General features: G+C 64.9%; 18 protein-coding genes. 11 read left to right on the forward strand and 7 right to left on the reverse strand.

Features of this window, described 5'->3' with window-relative positions; translation table 11 throughout:
• Positions 1 to 262 precede the first annotated feature (262 nt).
• Both hslV and hslU read left to right on the forward strand, forming a co-directional pair.
• The gene (gene hslV, locus PCA31118_RS06900) at positions 263 to 814 is read left to right on the forward strand and encodes an ATP-dependent protease subunit HslV (RefSeq protein ID WP_046290402.1); all 552 of its coding nucleotides are present in this window, start codon (positions 263 to 265) and stop codon (positions 812 to 814) included.
• A gap of 137 nt (positions 815 to 951) precedes the next feature.
• Complete coding sequence (gene hslU, locus PCA31118_RS06905; RefSeq protein ID WP_150624285.1) at positions 952 to 2310, forward strand: ATP-dependent protease ATPase subunit HslU; 1359 nt, start codon at positions 952 to 954, stop codon at positions 2308 to 2310.
• Positions 2311 to 2398: 88 nt separating this feature from the next.
• Here hslU and PCA31118_RS06910 read toward each other — a convergent pair whose 3' ends face one another.
• Both PCA31118_RS06910 and PCA31118_RS06915 read right to left on the reverse strand, forming a co-directional pair.
• On the reverse strand, positions 2399 to 2941 hold the full coding sequence (locus PCA31118_RS06910) for a response regulator transcription factor (RefSeq protein WP_039394779.1): 543 nt from the start codon (positions 2939 to 2941) through the stop codon (positions 2399 to 2401).
• Positions 2938 to 4206 carry an ATP-binding protein gene (locus tag PCA31118_RS06915; protein ID WP_150624287.1) on the reverse strand — a complete coding sequence of 423 codons (1269 nt, stop codon included), beginning with the start codon at positions 4204 to 4206 and terminating at the stop codon, positions 2938 to 2940. The genes PCA31118_RS06910 and PCA31118_RS06915 overlap by 4 nt, the downstream gene beginning before the upstream one ends.
• Before the next feature lie 241 nt (positions 4207 to 4447).
• On the opposite strand from PCA31118_RS06915, the gene PCA31118_RS06920 reads away from it, so the two are divergent.
• The gene (locus PCA31118_RS06920; protein WP_150624289.1) at positions 4448 to 4945 is read left to right on the forward strand and encodes a copper chaperone PCu(A)C; all 498 of its coding nucleotides are present in this window, start codon (positions 4448 to 4450) and stop codon (positions 4943 to 4945) included.
• Between the two features lie 117 nt (positions 4946 to 5062).
• Here PCA31118_RS06920 and PCA31118_RS27605 read toward each other — a convergent pair whose 3' ends face one another.
• Positions 5063 to 5782: a cysteine-rich CWC family protein gene (locus tag PCA31118_RS27605; RefSeq protein ID WP_150624293.1), complete on the reverse strand. Its 720-nt coding sequence runs from the start codon at positions 5780 to 5782 to the stop codon at positions 5063 to 5065.
• On the opposite strand from PCA31118_RS27605, the gene argB reads away from it, so the two are divergent.
• The gene (gene argB, locus PCA31118_RS06930) at positions 5781 to 6686 is read left to right on the forward strand and encodes an acetylglutamate kinase (RefSeq protein WP_069343031.1); all 906 of its coding nucleotides are present in this window, start codon (positions 5781 to 5783) and stop codon (positions 6684 to 6686) included. The genes PCA31118_RS27605 and argB overlap by 2 nt on opposite strands.
• 149 nt (positions 6687 to 6835) lie before the next feature.
• On the opposite strand, the gene PCA31118_RS06935 is transcribed toward argB, so the two are convergent.
• A complete protein-coding gene (locus PCA31118_RS06935) occupies positions 6836 to 7741 on the reverse strand; it encodes a LysR family transcriptional regulator (protein WP_150624295.1) in 906 nt (301 codons plus the stop codon).
• Positions 7742 to 8005: 264 nt separating this feature from the next.
• Between PCA31118_RS06935 and mdlC the strand changes: the two genes are divergently transcribed.
• The 3 genes from mdlC (at position 8006) to PCA31118_RS06950 (ending at position 12673) form a co-directional block, all read left to right on the forward strand.
• Positions 8006 to 9643, forward strand: a complete 1638-nt coding sequence (mdlC, locus tag PCA31118_RS06940) for a benzoylformate decarboxylase (RefSeq protein WP_150624297.1) — start codon at positions 8006 to 8008, stop codon at positions 9641 to 9643.
• Between the two features lie 144 nt (positions 9644 to 9787).
• The gene (locus tag PCA31118_RS06945) at positions 9788 to 11209 is read left to right on the forward strand and encodes an aldehyde dehydrogenase (RefSeq protein WP_425495335.1); all 1422 of its coding nucleotides are present in this window, start codon (positions 9788 to 9790) and stop codon (positions 11207 to 11209) included.
• Between the two features lie 99 nt (positions 11210 to 11308).
• A complete protein-coding gene (locus PCA31118_RS06950; protein ID WP_150624299.1) occupies positions 11309 to 12673 on the forward strand; it encodes an MFS transporter in 1365 nt (454 codons plus the stop codon).
• Positions 12674 to 12801: 128 nt separating this feature from the next.
• On the opposite strand, the gene PCA31118_RS06955 is transcribed toward PCA31118_RS06950, so the two are convergent.
• The 3 genes from PCA31118_RS06955 to PCA31118_RS06965 all read right to left on the reverse strand — a co-directional run bounded on the left by PCA31118_RS06955 (position 12802) and on the right by PCA31118_RS06965 (position 15586).
• Positions 12802 to 13752, reverse strand: coding sequence for a PDR/VanB family oxidoreductase (locus tag PCA31118_RS06955; protein ID WP_150624302.1), 951 nt, complete (start codon positions 13750 to 13752; stop codon positions 12802 to 12804).
• Positions 13749 to 14810, reverse strand: coding sequence for an aromatic ring-hydroxylating dioxygenase subunit alpha (locus PCA31118_RS06960; protein ID WP_150624304.1), 1062 nt, complete (start codon positions 14808 to 14810; stop codon positions 13749 to 13751). Before PCA31118_RS06960 ends, PCA31118_RS06955 begins: the two co-directional genes overlap by 4 nt.
• A gap of 107 nt (positions 14811 to 14917) precedes the next feature.
• Positions 14918 to 15586 (reverse strand): GntR family transcriptional regulator, encoded by a 669-nt coding sequence (locus tag PCA31118_RS06965; RefSeq protein ID WP_150624305.1) that lies wholly within the window; start codon positions 15584 to 15586, stop codon positions 14918 to 14920.
• A 213-nt stretch (positions 15587 to 15799) separates the two neighbouring features.
• On the opposite strand from PCA31118_RS06965, the gene PCA31118_RS06970 reads away from it, so the two are divergent.
• The 4 genes from PCA31118_RS06970 (at position 15800) to PCA31118_RS06985 (ending at position 19933) form a co-directional block, all read left to right on the forward strand.
• A complete protein-coding gene (locus tag PCA31118_RS06970) occupies positions 15800 to 16642 on the forward strand; it encodes a gallate dioxygenase (protein ID WP_044453373.1) in 843 nt (280 codons plus the stop codon).
• The gene (locus tag PCA31118_RS06975) at positions 16639 to 16998 is read left to right on the forward strand and encodes a protocatechuate 3,4-dioxygenase (protein WP_150624307.1); all 360 of its coding nucleotides are present in this window, start codon (positions 16639 to 16641) and stop codon (positions 16996 to 16998) included. Before PCA31118_RS06970 ends, PCA31118_RS06975 begins: the two co-directional genes overlap by 4 nt.
• Position 16999: 1 nt before the next feature.
• On the forward strand, positions 17000 to 18340 hold the full coding sequence (locus PCA31118_RS06980; RefSeq protein WP_150624309.1) for a LysR family transcriptional regulator: 1341 nt from the start codon (positions 17000 to 17002) through the stop codon (positions 18338 to 18340).
• 393 nt (positions 18341 to 18733) lie between these two features.
• The gene (locus PCA31118_RS06985) at positions 18734 to 19933 is read left to right on the forward strand and encodes an ABC transporter substrate-binding protein (protein ID WP_150624311.1); all 1200 of its coding nucleotides are present in this window, start codon (positions 18734 to 18736) and stop codon (positions 19931 to 19933) included.
• Positions 19934 to 19974 lie beyond the last annotated feature (41 nt).

A 19974-nucleotide genomic window follows, 5' to 3' on the forward strand; every position in this document is an offset into this window, starting at 1 on the left:
CGAGAAATTGCCTCGTATCCCCAAGTTCGTGCGGGGCAACGCCGCGCGAATGCCGCGATCCATGCCGCTTCCCGGGCATCGGCTTATCGTCGGCGGCATGCCTTGCCGGATGCCGTCGACGCCTCTTGATATTCTTTCGATTGCCCTAAACTACAGTGACGTCTCGCCCGCAGGGCGCGTCGTTACCGTCCACGGACGGCATGCGCGCGGCCGCCGGGCCAATCGTTACGGGGCGCATGTCGCCCCCCGAAAAGGAACAGGCATGGAGCAATATCACGGCACCACCATCGTCTCCGTTCGGCGCGGCGATCAGGTCGCGCTCGGCGGTGACGGACAGGTCACGCTCGGCAACATCGTGATGAAGGGTACGGCGCGCAAGGTCCGCACGATCTATGACGGCAAGGTCATGGTCGGTTTCGCGGGCGCTACCGCAGACGCCTTCTCGCTGCTCGACCGCTTCGAAGCGAAGCTTCAGAAGCACCAGGGCCATCTCACGCGCTCGGCCGTCGAACTCGCCAAGGACTGGCGTACGGATCGCATGCTGCGACGTCTCGAGGCGATGATGATCGTCGCGGACGCCGAGACCACCCTGGTCATCACCGGCAACGGCGACGTGCTCGACCCGGAAGGCGGCGTGGCGGCCATCGGTTCGGGCGGATCGTACGCACAGGCCGCCGCACGCGCGCTGGTCGAGAACACCGACCTCACGCCGGCGGAGATCGTCAAGAAAGCGCTGACGATCGCGGGCGAAATGTGCATCTACACCAACGGCAATCACATCATCGAATCGCTGCCGCCGAAGGCAGCGAAGTAACGTCGGACGACGCACGCGCCGCAGCAGGTGGACTCCTGCGGCGCGACTTGCCGGCCGGTGGCGAATCGTCAGATCACCACGTTTCGCCGCCGGGCCGGGCGTCACCTGCTTTGCGAACCCCTACACTGGCGAACGTCATGACCCATATGACCCCCTCCGAGATCGTTTCGGAACTCGACAAACACATCATCGGCCAGCACAAGGCCAAGAAAGCCGTCGCGGTCGCGTTGCGCAACCGCTGGCGTCGTCAGCAGGTGGCCGAGCCCCTGCGTCAGGAAATTACGCCGAAGAACATTCTGATGATCGGCCCGACCGGTGTCGGCAAGACCGAAATCGCGCGACGTCTGGCCAAGCTGGCGGACGCGCCGTTCATCAAGGTCGAGGCGACCAAGTTCACGGAAGTCGGCTATGTGGGCCGCGACGTGGACAGCATCGTGCGCGATCTCGCGGAAATCGCGATCAAACAGACGCGCGAAGCCGAGATGAAGAAGGTACGCACCAAGGCCGAAGACCGCGCCGAGGATCGCATTCTCGATCTGCTGTTGCCGACCGGGCGCGAGTCGTCGCGCGACATTCGTTTCGGTTCGGCCGCGCATGACAGCGAGCCGAGCGGCGAAGACAACGCCACGCGCCAGACCTTCCGCAAGCGTCTGCGTGAAGGTGCGCTCGACGACAAGGAAATCGAACTCGAAGTCGAAATCCCGGCACAGGGCATGGAAATCATGGGCCCGCCGGGAATGGAAGAGATGACCGAGCAGATCAAGGGCATGTTCGCGAATCTGGGCAACCAGAAGAAGAAGCGTCAGAAGCTCAAGATCAAGGACGCGCTCAAGATCCTCACGGACGAAGAAGCGTCGAAGATGCTCAACGACGAAGAGGTCAAGCAACTGGCCCTGCGCAACGTCGAGCAGAACGGCATCGTGTTTCTCGATGAAATCGACAAGATCGCCACGCGCAGCGAAGTGGGCGGGGGCGACGTGTCGCGCCAGGGCGTGCAGCGCGACCTGCTGCCGCTGGTCGAAGGCACGACCGTGAGCACGAAGTTCGGCATGATCAAGACGGACCACATCCTGTTCATCGCGAGCGGGGCGTTCCATCTTGCGAAGCCGAGCGATCTGATTCCGGAGCTGCAGGGCCGCTTCCCGATTCGCGTCGAACTCGAATCGCTGTCGGTCGAGGACTTCGAAGCGATTCTCACGCAGACGGACGCCAGCCTCGTGAAGCAGTATCAGGCGCTGCTGGCCACCGAAGACGTGAAGCTCGAATTCGCGCCGGACGGAATCAAGCGTCTCGCGGAGATCGCGTTCTCGGTCAACGAGAAGACCGAAAACATCGGTGCGCGTCGTCTGTACACGGTCATCGAGAAGTTGCTCGAAGACATCTCGTACAGCGCAGGCAAGCAGTCCAACGAAGTGGTCACCATCAACACGGAATACGTGAATCGCTTCCTGGAAGAAGTGGCGCAGAACGAAGATCTGTCGCGCTACGTGCTGTGATGCTGTAACGCTGTCACGTCGCATGTCAAACGAAAAGGCCCCGCAAGGGGCCTTTTTTTCGTTCGGCGACGGCGTCGCAATGCCATGCTCACTGCTTGACGGGACGCTTGAGCAGCTTGCGTTGCAGTGTACGGCGATGCATGTTCAGCGCGCGGGCCGTGGCGGAGATGTTGCCGTTGTGTTCGGCCAGCACGCGTTGAATGTGCTCCCACTCCAGTCGCGCGACCGACAGCGGCGAGGGGTTCTCGATGGCTTCGTCGGCCTGCGTTTCGCTCGCATCGCTGCGCAGCGATGCGAGGATGGTGTCCGCGTTGGCGGGTTTGGCGAGATAGTTGTCGGCGCCGTCCTTGACGGCCTGCACTGCCGTGGCAATGCTGGCGTAACCGGTGAGCACCAGCATGCGCGCTTTCGGTTGCAGCGCGCGTAGCGGCGCGATGAGCGGCAGCCCCGAGTCGTGCCCCAGATGCAGGTCGACCGAAATCAGATCGAACTGACGCGTGCGTGCGGCGAGCAAGGCCGCTGCGCTGTCGGCCGCGATCTGCACGTCGTAGCCGCGCCGGGTCAAGGCCCGGGCCAGCGTCTCGGCGAACACGACATCGTCGTCGATAAGAAGAAAGTGGGAGGCGTTCATGTCTGACTCCGCGAACCGAAGAAGAAGGTCGCCAGTGGCAGGCGCAATTCGGCGCGCGTGCCTTGCGGCGTGTTGGGGGTAAGGGCGATGTCGCCGCCAAGGCGCTGTGCGCTGGCGAACGCCAGATACAGGCCCATGCCATGGCCGCCATGCGTGCTCATGACGGGCGAGTTGCCCAGACGGGCGCGAAGTTCGGCGTTCATGCCCGGGCCTTCGTCGCAAACGGTAAAGCACACGTCCTCGGGGGCCACGGCCACGTCGAGCGTGACCGACGACGGGCTGAAGTAAGCCGCATTGTCGAGCAGGATCGTCAGGATCTGGCCGACCTGCACGGTGTCCTCGATACGTGCGGCCAACTCGGGCGGCATGTGCAACTGGAACTGCACCTGCGGATGCCGCAACCGCCATTGCGTGGTGAAGGCGGGCAGCCACTCGGCCAGCGGCTGACGCACCGGCGCGGCCGCACGCATCTGCACGTGACCGATGGCGCTCTTGCACAGCGCAATCTGCTGCTCCAGCGTCTGAAGGTCCGGCTCGAACGGTTTCAATGCACTGTTGCCCACGCTTTCGCTGCGCAGTTCTCCGACGACCACCGCCATCGTGGAGAGCGGCGTGCCGAGTTCGTGCGCGACACTCGCCGCCTGGGCGCCAAGGGCCGCCATCCGCTCGTCACGCAGCAGACGCTGCTCGGCGCGGGCGAGTTGCGCGTCGCGCGCACGCAGCGCGCGCGACATGCGCGAGACGAACCAGGCGATCACCAGCACGCTGACCACGAAGTTCACCCACATCCCGGCAAGATGCAGGCGCAGCAGGTTGCCCGGGTCGGCGAGATCGAGCGGTACGTATTGGAAGTTGAGCGCGCCGTAAGCGACGAGCGAGAGCAGCGCGAGTTGCGATGCGTTACGCCACGGCAGTACGGCAGCGGCAATCGCCAGTCCGGGAAGGAAGAGCGAAACGAAGGGATTGGTCGCGCCGCCGGAGAAGAACAGCAGCGCCGTGAGTGCGGCCAGATCGACGAGCAACTGCCCCATCAGATCGAGATCGGTGCGCCGCTTGGCGCGTTCCATGCCGCGTCGCGCCCGTATCCACGTGAGCACGTTGAACAGCACTTCCAGGGCGACGATGGTGAGCATCGGCTCGAGCGGCAAGCGCACGCCAAGCCAGAGTTGCGCCACGCCAATGGTCGCCAGCTGGCCGACGATCGCCAGGCAGCGCAACCAGAAGAGCTGGACGACGTTGGTCCGCTCGATGGGAAAATGAGTCATACGACAAGTGTACCAAGTCCGCGTCCCGCGCCATCGGGCGCAGCGAGTCGCTGCGACACTCTGCCGCATCGCTCTGAGGTTCGGTATGCCATCGCCCGCGCACGCATTCGACGGCGCGCGACTACAATGATCGCTCGCGTTTTGCGCGGCATAACGTCGCGCGATGTCTTCGTCGAACCGACAGACATAGACCCGTGACGAGCGACGAGAGTCGGCCCGTCGACAACAAAAAGGAGTTTGCATGAAGCACAAGCTTTTGGCGGCGGTCGCATTCGGTCTCGGCATGGCCTCGGTCACGGCCTTCGCACAAAACACGGTGGACGTGTCCGACGCCTGGGCGCGCGGCACCGTTCCCGGCCAGACGTCGTCTGCCGTCTACATGACCTTGCAGGCGCATGCGCCCACGACGCTACTCAGCGTGAGCACGCCGGCAGCAGCCAACGCCGAAGTCCATGAAATGAAGCTCGAAGGCACGCTCATGAAAATGCGCGCGCTGCCCAAGGGGTTGCCGCTCGAGGCGAACAAACCGGTGGAGCTCAAACCGGGCAGCTATCACATCATGCTCACGGATCTGAAGGCGCCGCTCAAGAAGGGCGATACCGTGCCCGTGACGCTGAAGTTCGAGACCGCCGACCACAAGACCAGCGAGCAGCAGGTGCAGGCCACGGTGCGCGACCTGAGCGCGGCCGCCCCTGCGGGTGGCGGTATGGCGGGCATGGCGCACGGCGCACATAAGTGATGTGACCGGACGTGACGGTCGGCAGGATGGTAGTCCGGGCGCACCTCGCTCGCGTGGTCGGGCATGGGGACGTGACGGGGTGTGATTCAACGTGAGAGCGCGGCCGGAGCCGGTCGCTCAAATCGCTTTGCCGGGGTCGGCGGCGGTGCCGTCGACGGCCACGCCGGCGGCGCAAAGCGCCGCACGCAAACAGGCTGGACACAGGCAGCTCCCGGCGCCGGGTCTTGCCGATACTGGCAGGCGCGGCCAATCGAGGCACCAACAGCGCACCTCGCCCGACACTTGCGCGCCGGGTACGGCCCCGCAAATGACCTCGCCCCCGCACTGCGGACAGCGCGAGAGATCCGTTGCGTCGTTCGTCGTGTCGCTTGGCGTGTCGTTTCGCGTTGGTTTGCCGTTCATCACCTGAACTTGCTCACTGATTTCCGTCTCGTGAGAGACATGCTGCCGGACGTCTCCTCTCCCGGGTGCCGCAGGGCGACCGAGTTGCGCAGGTGCAACAGCCTGTCGGGCGTCACCCGCCGACCACATGCGCGCGGCAATCGGGCGATGAAGAAGCAACAAGGTAAAAATCGGCCACGCACGGGCGTCCTTTGGCAAGTGAAAGGGGTGATACGCACCTACATGCCTGTGCCGCTGACGGGGCGAGAATCGCCGCTTTTGCGCCTGCCGCCGAACGCGTGGCGAAGGGTAGCCTCGGGTGTGGGCCGAGGCAAGCCCCGGCACTCCCCGAAAGCCGCCGAAACCCATGAACGCCCCGCACGGCAAGACTTCTTGGCTGTACAATTCGCCCTGTTTCCCGGTCCACCCGCTTTCCCTTCCGAACCTTCCCGCCATGTCCGATCAGCAACTGAACTCCATCGACGACATCGCACCCGCTCTCAAGGCCGAAATTCTGGCCGAGGCGATGCCGTACATCCGCAAGTACCACGGCAAGACCGTGGTGATCAAATACGGCGGTAACGCCATGACCGAAGAGCGATTGAAGCGTGGCTTCGCGCGCGACGTCATTTTGCTCAAGCTCGTCGGCATCAACCCGGTGGTCGTGCACGGTGGCGGCCCGCAAATCGATCAGGCGCTCAAGAAGATCGGCAAGCAGGGCACGTTCATCCAGGGCATGCGCGTGACGGACGAAGAGACGATGGAAGTGGTCGAGTGGGTGCTCGGCGGCGAAGTCCAGCAGGACATCGTCATGCTGATCAACCAGTACGGCGGTCAGGCCGTGGGCCTCACCGGCAAGGATGGCGGCCTCATCAATGCCCGCAAGATGATGATGCCGGATCGCGAGAACGCCGGTCAGTTCCTCGACATCGGCTATGTCGGTGAAGTCGACTCCATCAATCCGGCCGTGGTGCGCGCGCTGCAGGACGACGCCTTCATCCCCGTCATCTCGCCGATCGGCGTGGGCGAAGACGGTCAGGCGTACAACATCAACGCCGACCTCGTGGCGGGCAAGCTCGCCACGGTGCTGGGCGCCGAGAAGCTGGTGATGATGACGAACATCCCGGGCGTGATGGACAAGGACGGCAATCTGCTGACCGATCTGTCGGCGCGCGAGATCGACGAGCTCTTCGCGGACGGCACGATCTCGGGCGGCATGCTGCCGAAGATCTCGTCGGCGCTCGACGCTGCCAAGAGCGGCGTGAAGTCGGTGCATATCGTCGACGGCCGCATCGAGCATTCGGTGCTGCTGGAGATTCTGACCGAGCAGCCGTTCGGCACGATGATCCGCTCGCACTGAGCGCGTTCTCGGCGGGCGCCACCGGCGCACACCATGCATGACGGTGTGCGCAAGCCTGTGAAGTTGCAGACAACGGACCCTTCGGGGTCCGTTTTGCATTTGGGCGGCACCGATGACCGTGGAATGACTGCTGAACGCCTGACGAACCCTCAGGCCGGTGCCGTGAGCCGCCGCAATTCGTCGAGCAATTTCGCGGCAGGGCTCGGCAGTATGCCCTGACGACGGCGAAACGCCGTGAGCGTGCGCGTCGCACGCACGGTGGCGATCGGCAGCGTATCCATCACGCGCGCGGCGGCCTCGACGTCGTACATTGGCTCCGGCATCCAAGTCAGAAAGCCGCATCGCGCGACCATGCTCTTGAGCACCGGCACCGAGCGCGTTTCCACGACGATATTCGGCAGGCCCAGTCCGTGCGCAGCGAACACGTCCTGCATATGGGCGTACGGCGCCGTGCCGCGTGGCGGAATCGCCCAGCGTTCGCTGAGCGTGTCGGCCAGCGTAATCGTCTTGCGCTGGCGCAGCGGGTGATCGCACCTTGCCACCACGTAGCTGTCGTCTTCCCAGTGGCAGTCCGCGATGGCGACGATGTCTTCCGTGTCCGGGGCGACGGTCGAGAGCGCCAGATCGATCTCGTGGCGCATCAGTCCCTGCGCGAGCCGGTCCCACACGCCCTCGATGATCTCCACGCGCAAATTCGGCCATCGGGTGAGCACGCGATCGACGGCCAGCGGCAGCACATGGCTGGCAATGGCGCCGACCGCGCCGACCTTGATCGTGCCTTTCGCGAGTCCGCGCAACGCATCGATCTCCTCGCGCGCGTGCTCGGCTTCCCGCGCGAGCAGCATTGCGTGCGGCAGCAGCGCCTGACCGAACGCCGTCAGCTCCATGCCCTTGCTGTGACGCTCGAACAGCGGCGCGCCCAGATCCGTCTCGAGACGTTTTATCGTGCGGCTGAGCGCGGGCTGCGTGAGATGCAGTTCGGTGGCGGCGCGCCCCAGACTGCCGGTCGCGACGATGGTCGTGAAGGCGCGCAGTTGCTGAAGATTGAGGCTCATGTCGGACGAAGGAAGTCCCGTAGGTGAGAGGAAGCCGACCCCGAGGAGGCGCCGCCGACGGCGCCTCCGAAAGTCATGCAAAAGCGTAATGACTTCGGTACGTAAAAGCAATTCCGATGCATATATCGGCTGCCTATACTTGTCCCCATCGCTTGCCCGATCGCCGGGCCACTGTGCCACTGCGCCACCGGGCCAATACAAAACCACGCTGCCACGTCCTGCGCGTCGATGGCGGCACGAGACAACCGTAGACAATCCGCCTCCATGAAAGACAGTCGAGAACTGCGTGCCGGGCAAAGCGCCGGCGCCCCCCAGAGCCTCTCCGTGCGCGAGGTGGTCATCGATCTGATGCGTCGCCACGGCATGACGAAGGTGTTCGCCAATCCCGGGTCGACCGAGCTGCCGCTGTTTCGCGATTTCCCCGAAGACTTCGAGTACGTGCTGGGATTGCAGGAAGCCGTCGTCGTCGGCATGGCGGACGGGTATGCGCAGGCCACCGGCAACGCGGCGTTCATCAACCTGCACTCCGCCGCCGGCGTGGGCAATGCGATGGGCAATATCTTCACCGCGTACAAGAATCAGACGCCGCTGATCGTGACGGCCGGACAGCAGGCCCGCTCGATTCTCCCGTTCGATCCTTTCCTTGCCTCGGTGCGTGCGACCGAACTGCCGCAGCCGTACGTCAAGTTCAGCCTCGAACCCGCGCGCGCCGAAGACGTGCCGCTCGCGCTCGCCCGTGCATACCACCTTGCCATGCAGGAACCGAGGGGTCCGGTTTTCGTGTCGATTCCGGTCGATGACTGGGACCGCCCTGCCGAGCCCGTGCCCCCGCGTCAGGTGAGCACGCGCGTGCAGCCCGATCCCGTGGCGCTCGCCCAACTGGCGGCGGCGCTCGACGCGTGCGAGCGTCCGGCCTTCGTCGTTGGTTCGTCCATCGATCGCGCAGGCGCGATCGACGCCGTGGTGGCCCTGGCCGAGCGCCATCGTGCACGCGTCTTCACCGCACCGATGTGCGCGCGCTGTGCCTTCCCCGAAGACCATCGGCTGTTCGCCGGTTTCCTGCCGCCGATGCGCGAGAAGATCGTCGGGCTGCTCGGCGGCCACGACCTCATTCTCGTGATCGGCGCACCGGCCTTCACCTATCACGTGGAAGGCGCGGGGCCGCATGTGCCTGAAGGCGCATCGTTGTTCCAGCTCATCGAAGATCCGGGCGTTGCGGCATGGACGCCGGTCGGTGCCTCGGTCGTCGGCAATGTGCGTCTTGGCGTAGATGCGCTGCTCGCGCGCGATGTTCGCGATGTCCCGCGTGAGCGAGATGTGCCGCCTGCCCGTGCCGTGCCGCCCGTGGCGCTGCCCAACCCGCCGGGCGCGCCGATGACCACGGCGTTCGCACTGCAAACGCTCGCGCAGGTGCGCGATGCGCAGGACATCGTCGTGGAAGAAGCGCCGAGTGCGCGCCCCGTCATGCAGCAATACCTGCCGTTCACGCGCGCGGGCACGTTCTACACGATGAACAGCGGCGGTCTGGGTTATTCGATGCCTGCCGCAGTCGGGGTGGCGATGGCGAATCCGGGGCGGCGTGTCATCGGCCTGATCGGCGACGGCTCGGCGATGTATTCGATTCAGGCGCTATGGAGCGCGGCGCAGGCGCGTTTGCCAATAACATTCGTTATCCTGAATAACCGTCGCTACGCTGCATTGCAGGACTTCGCGCCGTCGTTCGGCTTCGGCCCGAAAGACCCTGTGCAGGGCACCGATCTGCCGGATCTCGATTTCGTGCAACTGGCGCAGGGCATGGGCGTGAAGGCGCAGCGCGTGACGCAGGGCGGCGAGCTGCACGACGTGTTGTCGCAAGCCATCGCCAGCGGCGAGACGCAGCTCGTCGAGCTGGTGGTGGCATGATGCCCGACGTCATTTGGGCACCCATGCGGGCACCCATCCGGACACCCATGTCCGCGCGAGTCGCCCTTCAGAACCAGGAGACGTAATCCGATGTCCGTTCCCATGTCTGTCCCCGTGTCCGTTCAGGACCCCAAAGCCCTTACCATGCTCGTTGCCGGTCGGCGCGTCGGCGCGACCAACGGCGCGACGTTCGAGCGACGCAATCCGCTCGACGGCGAAGTGGCCTCGCGCGCGCCTGCGGCGACGGCCGACGATGCGAGAGCTGCGGTGCACGCCGCACGCGACGCGTTTCCTGCGTGGTCGAACACCGGCCCCGGCGAGCGCCGTGCGCTGTTGATGAAGGCCGCCGACCGGCTCGAAGCGCGGGTAGCGCAGTTTCAGGCCGCGATGGCCGCTGAGACGGGGGCGTCCGGCCTGTGGGCCGGATTCAACGTCCATCTCGCCGCACAAGGTCTGCGCGAAGCCGCCGCCATGACGACGCAAATCGCTGGCGAAATCATTCCCTCGGATGTGCCCGGCAGCCTCGCCATGGGCGTGCGTCAGGCGGCCGGCGTCGTCCTTGGCATTGCCCCGTGGAATGCGCCGGTGATCCTTGGCGTGCGTGCGCTGGCGTTGCCGCTCGCGTGTGGCAATACCGTCGTCTTCAAGGGCTCCGAGCTGTGTCCGGCCACGCACGGCCTGATTGCCGACGCCCTCGACGAAGCCGGTCTGCCGCCGGGGGTGGTGAACTTCATCACCAACGCACCGAAGGACGCGGGTGCCATCGTCGAAGCCCTGATTGCCGAGCCGGCCGTGCGGCGCGTGAATTTCACCGGCTCCACGCGCGTGGGGCAGATCATCGCGGAATTGTGCGCAACGCATCTCAAACCCGCAGTGCTCGAACTCGGGGGCAAGGCCCCGTGCCTCGTGCTCGACGATGCCGTGAACGGCGTGGCGTTCGGCGCCTTCGCCAACTCGGGCCAGATCTGCATGTCGACGGAGCGCATCGTCGTGGCGGAATCGATTGCGGACGTGTTCGTCGAAAGGCTCGCAGCCAAGGCGCGCGCGCTGCCGCTGGGCGACCCCCGCAACGGCCCGGTCGTGCTCGGTTCGGTGATCGACATGTCGACGGTCGAGCGCTGCAATGCGCTCATCGACGACGCGCTCGCCAAAGGCGCGAAGCTGCTGTGCGGTGGCAGAGCCGAAACCACGCTGATGCCCGCGACGCTGCTCGATCACGTCACCCCCGAGATGCGGATCTACGCCGAGGAGTCGTTCGGCCCGGTCAAGGGCATCGTGCGCGTGAAGGACGACGAAGCCGCCATCGCCTGCGCCAACGACAACGCGTACGGCCTGTCGTCGGCCGTGTTCAGCCGCGATATCGCACGCGCGATGGGCGTTGCGAAGCGCATCGAGTCGGGTATCTGCCATATCAACGGGCCCACCGTGCACGACGAAGCGCAGATGCCGTTCGGCGGCGTGAAGGCGAGCGGGTGGGGACGCTTTGGCGGCAAGGCCGGCGTGCACGAGTTCACCGACTTGCGCTGGATGACGGTGCAGACCACGCCGCGACACTACCCGTTCTGAGCGGAAGCGGCTCGTAGCCGCTTTCGATGACTTTTTTCACTCTACATCCACCATACCGCCGCAGCCGGACACCGGAATAGACGGCCGGAGGAGACAACCGTGTCACAACCGTTTGAAACTGCCCCTGCGGGCGCGCGTGCTGCATCTTCGTCTGCACCCGGCACCTCGTCCAACGCCACGGAAGCGCCCGCCGCGGCTGCGCCGAACTTCGGCCGCGTCGTCGCGGCAAGTTGCTTCGGCACGGCCATCGAGTGGTACGACTTTTTCGTCTACGGCTTTCTCGCCCCCATCGTTTTCGACCGGTTGTTCTTCCCGCAGCTCGATTCGATGACGGGCATGATCGCCGTATTCGCGACATTCGCCGTGGGCTTTCTCGCGCGCCCCATCGGCGGCATCGTCTTCGGACACTTCGGCGACCGTATCGGGCGCAAGTCGATTCTGCTGTTCACGCTGATTCTGATGGGCGTGGCGACCACGCTCATCGGTCTGCTGCCGACCTACGCCATGGTCGGCGTGTGGGCGCCCATCATGCTCGTCACGCTGCGCTTTATCCAGGGCTTCGCGCTCGGCGGCGAATCCGTCGGCGGGCTGCTCATGACGGTCGAAGGCGCGCCGGCCCATTTGCGCGGCCTGTTCGGCGGGCTGATTCAGGCGGCCGGGCCGACCTCGATCGTCGGCGCGTCGCTCGCCATCGTGCTCGTCACGCGCCTGCCGGAAGACGATCTGCTGTCATGGGGCTGGCGTCTGCCGTTTCTCGTGAGCCTGCTGCTCGTCGCGCTCGGCACGTACGTGCGTCTGAAGGTCGAGGAGTCGCCCAGCTTCAAGGCGGCCGAACAGCACCGCGACATTGCCAAGGTGCCGGTGGCCGAGGTGCTGACGAACTACTGGCGCCCGACGCTCGTCACGTTCTTCATCTGTCTGGCGGAGACGAGCTTCTTCTATCTGGTGGCGATTTTCTCGCTGTCGTACGGCACCAAGACGCTCGGCTTGCCGCGTAACGTGATGGCCGACGGCGTGCTGTACGCGAACATTCTCGCCATGCTGACGATCCCGGCGTTCGGCATGCTCTCCGACAAGCTGGGACGTCGCCCGATGTTCCTGATGGGGCTCGCTGCCACGGCGCTCTTCATCTATCCCTTCTTCCTGATGATGGGCAGCAAGGAGACGGCGCTGGTCGTTCTGGCCATCGTGATCGGAGCGGGCGTGATTCATCCGATGATGTTCGGCCCCGAGGGCAGCTTCTTCTCCGAGCTGTTCGACACGCGTGTGCGCTTCTCCGGGGTGTCGCTCGGCAAGCAGGTAGGCACGGTGATGGGCGGCGGCCTCGCGCCGATGATTGCCGCGAGTTTGCTGGCGTGGAGCCATGGGCAGATCTGGCCGGTGATCGTGTACTTCCTCGTGCTGGCGGCGATGGCGCTGATCTCCACGGTGCTGGTGCGTGAGACCCGTCACCGCACGATGTAACGTGTGACGCACGTGGATCGTCTCGGTCACGGGACGTCGATGAAAACGAACAGCCCCGCTCGCAACGCGAAGCGGGGCTGTTTTTTGGGGGACGAGAGGACTAGAGGACGAGAGCGGCCGCGTCGACGTCAGAGATCGAGCACCAGCATGGCCGACTTGCTGCGGGAGCAGCACGGCAGAATCTGATCGTTGGCGGCGCGTTCTTCGTCGGTGAGGTAAACGTCGCGGTGATCGGGCGTGCCGTCGACGACGCGCGTCAGGCACGTGCCGCACACGCCCTGCTCGCACGACATCTGCACTTCGACCCCCTGCGCGGCCAGTGCCGCCACGATGGTCTGCCCGGCTTGCACGTCGATCACGCGGCCGCTCGAATGCAGCTTCACCTGGAACGGCTTGTCTCCGTCGCTATCCGTGCTTGCCTGCGCGGGCGCGGCGAAGTACTCGCGATGCACATTCCCTTCCGGCCATTGTGCTGCTTCGGCGCGTGCGAGCACCGCCTCGATGAAGCCGGCCGGACCGCACACATACAGATGCTTGCCGCCGGACGGTTGCGCGAGGATCGCGTCGAGGTCGGCGCGCGCACCTTCGCTGTCGAAGTACACATGCGTTTTCGCGGCAATGTCCTCACGTGCGAAGCGCTCTCGAAACGCCGTGCGCGCCGGCTCGCGTGTGCAGTAGTGCACTTCGAACGACGCGCCGCTGGCGGCCAGCGCCTCGGCCATGCACAGAATCGGCGTGACGCCGATGCCGCCGGCGAGCAGAATGCTGTGCGTCGCTTGCTCGTTGAGCGGGAAGTGATTGCGAGGGGCGCTGATGTCGATCTCGGCGCCGACCTTCAGCGCATGCATGCCCACCGAGCCACCACGCGATTGCGGATCGCGCAGCACGCCAAGGCAATAGCGATGCGTCTCTCCCGGTGCGTTGCACAGCGAGTACTGACGAATGACGCCGTCGGCCACATGCACGTCGATGTGCGCGCCCGCGGTGAACGGCGGCAGCGCGCTGCCGTCGACACTCACCAGCTCGAATTCGCAGATGTCGGTGGCGACATCGCGTTTGTTCGCCAGCCGGACTTTCATGCTGCGTTCTCCGCGCCAGCGGTGTTCGTGCCCGCGCGCTCCGCTTCGATGAGGCGGTCCAGCACCTTGCGCGACTGCACGCCGCCTGCGTCGATATTGAGCTTCAGAATCTTCTTCTCCGGGTAGGCGGACAGGTTGCGCTGCTGCGCTTCGAGCACTTCCTGGTCTTCGGCGAAGATGCCGCCCTGGCCGCGCTTGATCGCAGCCGTCAGTTCGGCGTCCTGCGGCTTGAAGTTACGCGCCATGCCCCAGAAGTACCAGATCGACTCGTCGGTCTCGGGCGTGATGAAATCGACGACAATGCTGCCCGCCTTCTTGTCCGCCGGGGCGTCGTAGCCGCCATGGCCCGCATGCGCGACACCCACTTCGATCATCACGTGACTCGGCGGCGTGAAGCGACAGATTTGCCACCGATCGCACGGCACCTGATCGTCCAGACCGTTCGCGCGCAGGGCGCTTGCCCAGAATGGCGGCGCCTTGATGTTCTCCATGTGGCGCGCCGTGATGACCACGTCGCCTTCGACAGTCGTCTTCGGCGGCGCCTCTTCAATCTCTTCCTGACCGATGCTGGTGGCGTGCACATACGTCTCGTGCGTCAGATCCATCAGGTTGTCGATCATCAGGCGATAGTCGCACTTGATGTGGTACAGGCCGCCGCCATACGCCCATTTGTCGCTCACCGCCCATTCGAGGTGCGGGATCTCGTCGGGATTGGCCAGCGCGGCGTCGCCCGGCCAGACCCACACGAACCCATAGCGCTCCACGCACGGGAAGGCGCGCGTCTTCGGGAAACCGCCCACGCGCTGGCCCACCATCTTCGTGCACTTGCCGCCGCCATCGACCGTGAGGCCGTGATAGCCGCACACGAGATGCCCGTCTTTCACGAAGCCGAGCGAGAGCGCGGCGCCGCGATGCGGGCAGAAGTCTTCGAGCGCGGCCACGTTGCCGTTGCCGTCGCGGAAGAACACCATCGCTTCGTTACAGATCTTGCGACCGAGGGGTTTCTCGGCGAATTCGTCCGGCGTGCAGGCGACGTACCAGGTATTTTTGAGGAACATGATCGTTTGTCTCCTTGGCGCGCCTCGACGCGGAGTGCGGCGCGCTCTTGTTGCAATGAAAGCGTGGAATGCGTGGAATCGGTGACTACGTGAATGGCGGGTGCGCGTCAGAGTAACTGCGCGCCCATGCTGTGCTCCTGCGTGACGATGTGTTCGCGGCACATGAATTCCGCACGGTCGGGCTGGCGTGCCGCAATGGCCTCGACGATCGCGTGATGCTGGCGATGCGCGTAAGCGATGATGTCTGCGTACTGGCGTCGGTCCTCATGACCGAAAGCGACCGTGCGCGGTGCGACGAACGGCACCAGGTTGCAGCGCGCGATGAAGCCTTCGAGCAGCGGATTGCGCGCGCCGCTGATGAGCAGGTCGTGAAAGCGGGCGTTGAGCGACGCATAGCCGATCTGCACTTCGGGCGTCATGGTGTGATCGGCGAGCAGCGCATCGCCCTCGGCCAGCAACTCGCGCAGTTGCCCGAGCAGTTCGGCGCTGGCCCCCTTCTCGGCGAGCAGCCGCGCGGCATAGCCTTCGAGCGTGCCGCGCAGATGCAACGCTTCGACACTCTCCTCACGCGTGTGCGCCCGCACGGCGTAGCCGCGCTGTCCCGCGCGCACCACCAGCCCTTCTTCCGCAAGCACCGGCAGCGCCTGGCGCACCGGCATGCGCGACACGCCCAGTTGCTCCGCCAGCTTGGCTTCGGCCAGCCGCTCGCCGGGCGCGAGTTCGCCCTTGAGGATCATTTCGCGCAGTTGAACCGTGGTCGGGGTGGGATGCAGCATGCGTCTCCTTTCATTTCCTTTCGTGCCTGCCCCCAAGCTGGGCTTGATGGCATCGGCTTTTTTTCATTATGGGATCCCGTAATTCGTAAACGCATCGGTAAATACCCTTGTTTATGGACATATGGGATCCCGGATAGACTCGGCCCTGCATAAATGCGGGCAGTTTCATTCTGCTGCCCGGGCATGACAAAACAAAAGACGGAGACTTTCAGCGTGGCAAAGATCATTGGGGGGATCGGCACGTCGCACGTGCCGACCATCGGTGTGGCGTACGACAAGGGCAAGCAACAGGATCCCGCGTGGGCGCCGCTGTTTCAGGGCTACGAGCCCGTGGCGAAGTGGCTGGCCGAGAAGCAGGCCGACGTGCTCGTGTTCTTCTACAACGACCACGCCACCACCTTCTTCTTCGACATGTACCCGACGTTCGCGCTGGGCGTGGGCGAGTCGTTCCCGATTGCCGACGAGGGCGCCGGGTTGCGTCCGCTGCCGCCGATTCGCGGTGACGTTGCCTTGCAGGCGCATATCGCCGAGTCGCTGGTGAACGACGAGTTCGACATCACCGTCTTCCAGGACAAACCCATCGATCACGGCTGCGCGTCGCCGCTGCCGCTGCTCTGGCCGCACAAGCCGGACTGGCCCGGCACGGTCGTGCCGATCGCCATCAACGTGCTGCAATATCCGCTGCCCACCGGGCGTCGCTGCTATCGCCTCGGTCAGGCCGTGCGTCGCGCCATCGAGTCGTATCCGGAAGATTTGCGTGTGGTGGTCGTCGGCACGGGCGGCCTCTCGCATCAGATCCACGGCGAGCGCACCGGGTACAACGACGAAGCGTGGGACCGCGAATTCCTCGATTTGCTGGAGCATCAGCCGGAAAAGCTCACGGAACTCAAGCATGTCGACTACGTGGCGCGCGGCGGCGCCGAGAGCGTCGAACAAATCATGTGGCTGTCGATGCGCGGCGCAATGGGCCCGCGCATCAAGCGTCTGCACCTGAACTACTACCTCGCGACGACCACCGCCATGACCGTGGCACTTTACGAGGAGGACGCAGCATGAATCCGCAACTCGAAGGCATCGAAGCGATTACCGGCACCTACGCGTTCGACCTGCGCGTGAGCAATCGCACCCTCAAGCTCAACCGCTTCTTCTGGCACATGATCCGCGCGGAAAATCGCGAGACGTATCTGAGCGATCCCGTCGCGGCGATGACCGCTGCCGGTCTCACGTCCGAAGAGCAAGCGCTGGTGCAGGCGCAGGACTGGCTGGGCCTCGTGCGCCACGGCGTGAATTTCTTCGTGCTGGAGAAGTTCGCCCGCGTGGTGCGCAGGACCAACCTGGAAGTCTATGCGCTCATGCGCGGCGAGACGCTCGACGAGTTCATGGCCACGCGCCGCGTACCGACCATGCGCTGACATGGCGATCGACACTGCCGTCAGTCTCACCAACGCACCGGCCGCGCCCCGGCTCGCCTGCCACGAGCGCGGCACGTGGAGTCGCGCGCCGCAAAGCAACGACGCCACGCTGCTGGTGCGCAAGTTGCGCGGCCTTCGCGCGATGGTGGCGGTACTCGAATGCGACTCGGTCGCGCGTGCGGCGCGCATGCTGCATCTGTCGCAGTCGGCCGTCGCGCGTTCGATCTCCGATATCGAAGCCGAACTGGGTTTTCCGCTGTTCCATCGCAGCGCGCGTGGGCTGATCCCGAATGCTGCGGGGCAGCGCCTCGGCGTGCGCGCCACGCGCGCGCTCGCGGAACTGGCGAACGGTTATCGCGAAGCGTTCGCGGCGACGGCCTCGCAGGCCGACGGCGGGGCGCGCGCCGCGAGCCGGTTCGCTGCCGTGGTCGCGCCGCAGCAGCTCACCAGTTTCATTGCCGTGGCGGAACTGGGCAGCGGGCCGCTCGCCGCGAGTCGTCTTCAGTGTTCGCAGCCGACGATTCAGCGCAATCTCGATCAGCTCGAAGACCTCATCGGCATCAAGCTGTTCCGGCGCACGCCGCGTGGCACACGTCTGACCGACGAGGCGCTGGCGCTGCTGGGTCCCGTCAAGCGCGCACTGGCCGAACTGGCGATTGCCGAAGATGAGCTCGCCCCGTTCGGTGGCCGTCAGCAAGGGACGGTCATCGTCGCTGCGCTGCCGCTCTCGAGCGGTTTCCTGTTGCCCAAGGCCATCGACAGCCTGCTGCACAAGTCGCCGTATCTCACGGTCACCGTGGTCGACGGCACGTATGAAGCGCTCGTTCGGCAGTTGCGTCAGGCGGACGTCGACATGATCGTCGGTGCGCTGCGTGCGAACGACGTGCCGCCGGACATCCGGCAGGAGGCGCTTTTCGAAGACCACCTGTCGGTCGTCGCGCGAGCGGACCACCCGTGCCTGACATCGGGCAGGGCGCCGACACTCACGGAGCTTGCCGCCTACGGCTGGGTGAGTCCGTTGCCCTGCACGCCGGCGCGCGGCGTGTTCGAGCGCGTGTTTCATGCCGAAGGCCTGGCGTTGTCGCAGACGCAGGTGCATGCGAGCAGTTCACCGGTGGTGCGCGGGTTGTTGTCGTCGAGCGACCGACTCGCGCTGCTCTCGCCGGTGCAGATCACGTCCGAGCTGCGCACGGGGGAGCTGGCTGTCGTGCCGGTGACGCTGCAACATGCGCGCCGCTCGATCGGGGTGGCGACACGGCGCGACGGTTTGCTCTCGCCCGCCGCCGAGCAATTGCTCGACGAATTGCGCGCGCTTGCGCCGACGATGCAGCATCCGACATAAAACGCGAATCATGTTCGCGATACGCACGGCGAGCGCGGCGAAAATCGCCGGATTCGCCATGAGTTGCATGTCTCGCCTTCTTCGGCCGTACCCGGTTCTCGCAGTACGGCACGCTCACTGACGACCGCCTGCCGCGCCTTGTCCGGCGGGCGTTCCACCCACGGAACGCAAGGCGTCCCGCAGCGCGAAATTCCCTTCGAAAAATCCACTGCGAACCGTAGGGGAAATCTCGGGGATATACGAAAAACGCAACGCTCGACGCGAGAAGGTCGTTCGACGTTCACATTTCGTCTGCCTAAGCTGTTCCGGACACATAGAAAAGGCGCGCCAACCCCCGGCGCGACCTCATCAGAAAACGGCTCGGTGCAACGACACCGACGAGGAGACGACACCATGATGAAGCGCCATCTCTGGCTCGCAGTTGCACTCGCGAGCGTTTGCCAATTCACTGCCGTTTCGGCTGCCCGCGCCGAGGAAATCAAGATCGGCGTGCTGGGTCTGTTCTCGGGCTCGGCGTCGTGGTGGGGCACGGAATACCGCCGCGGTATCAACCTGTGGCTCGAACAGAACAAGAACAAGGTCGGCGACGACACGCTCGTCATCCTGGAGCGCGACGAAGGCGGCGTGAACCCGCAGCGCACGCGTCAGCTCGCGCAGGAACTGGTGGTGCGCGATCAGGTGCAGTACCTGTTCGGCGGCTCGTTCACGCCGAACGTGCTGGCGATGGCCGACGTCGTGAACCAGACCAAGACGCCGCTCGTGATCGGTAACTCGGGCACGTCCAGCGTGACGCTGAAGTCGCCGTACTTCGTGCGCACCGGCTTTACGCAATGGACCGTGAGCGTGCCGCTCGTCGAGTACGCCGCGAAGAAGGGCGTGAAGAACGCCGCCATCGTGGTCGCCGATTTCGCCACCGGCTACGACGCCATCGACGCGTACAGCGAAACGTTCAAGAAGGCCGGCGGCAAGGTCGCGGTCGAAGTGAAGGTCCCGCTGGGCACCACGGACTTCTCCAGCTACCTGCAACGTGTGCGCGACGCCAAGCCGGACGCCGTCTTCATGTTCATGCCGGTCGGCCCGATGTCGGCTGGCTTCGTGAAGGCCTTCAAGGAACGCGAGCTCGACAAGGCCGGCATTCAGCTCTTCGCCACGACCGAGACGATGGAGTCGGACCTGCCCGCCATTGGCGACAGCGCACTGGGCACCATCACCGCACTGCACTACTCGCCGTTCCTCACGACGCCGGAGAACACCGCGTTCGTGAAAGCCTACAAGGCCAAGTACGGACCGGGCGCGCTGCCGTCGATCGCGTCGGTGTCGGCCTACGACTCGATGACGCTCATCGCGCAGATGATCAAGGCGACCAAGGGCAAGAAGGACGCCGAGAAGGCCATCGCCGCCGTGAAGGGGTACTCGTGGGTGAGCGCACGCGGTCCGGTGTCGATCGATCCCAAGACGCGTGAAATCGTGCAGAACGTGTACATCCGTCGCGTGGAAAACATCGACGGCAAGCTTGGCAACAAGCCGATCGACACGTACAAGTCCGTGGTGGAGCCGTGGCACATCGGCCACCCGCAAGTGGCCGCGAAGTAACGCAGGCGACAACACCCCCCAAAGTTCGCTCTGATCGTTAG

The sequence above is a fragment of the Pandoraea captiosa genome (assembly GCF_902459775.1).
In the GTDB taxonomy this organism is placed as follows: domain Bacteria; phylum Pseudomonadota; class Gammaproteobacteria; order Burkholderiales; family Burkholderiaceae; genus Pandoraea; species Pandoraea captiosa.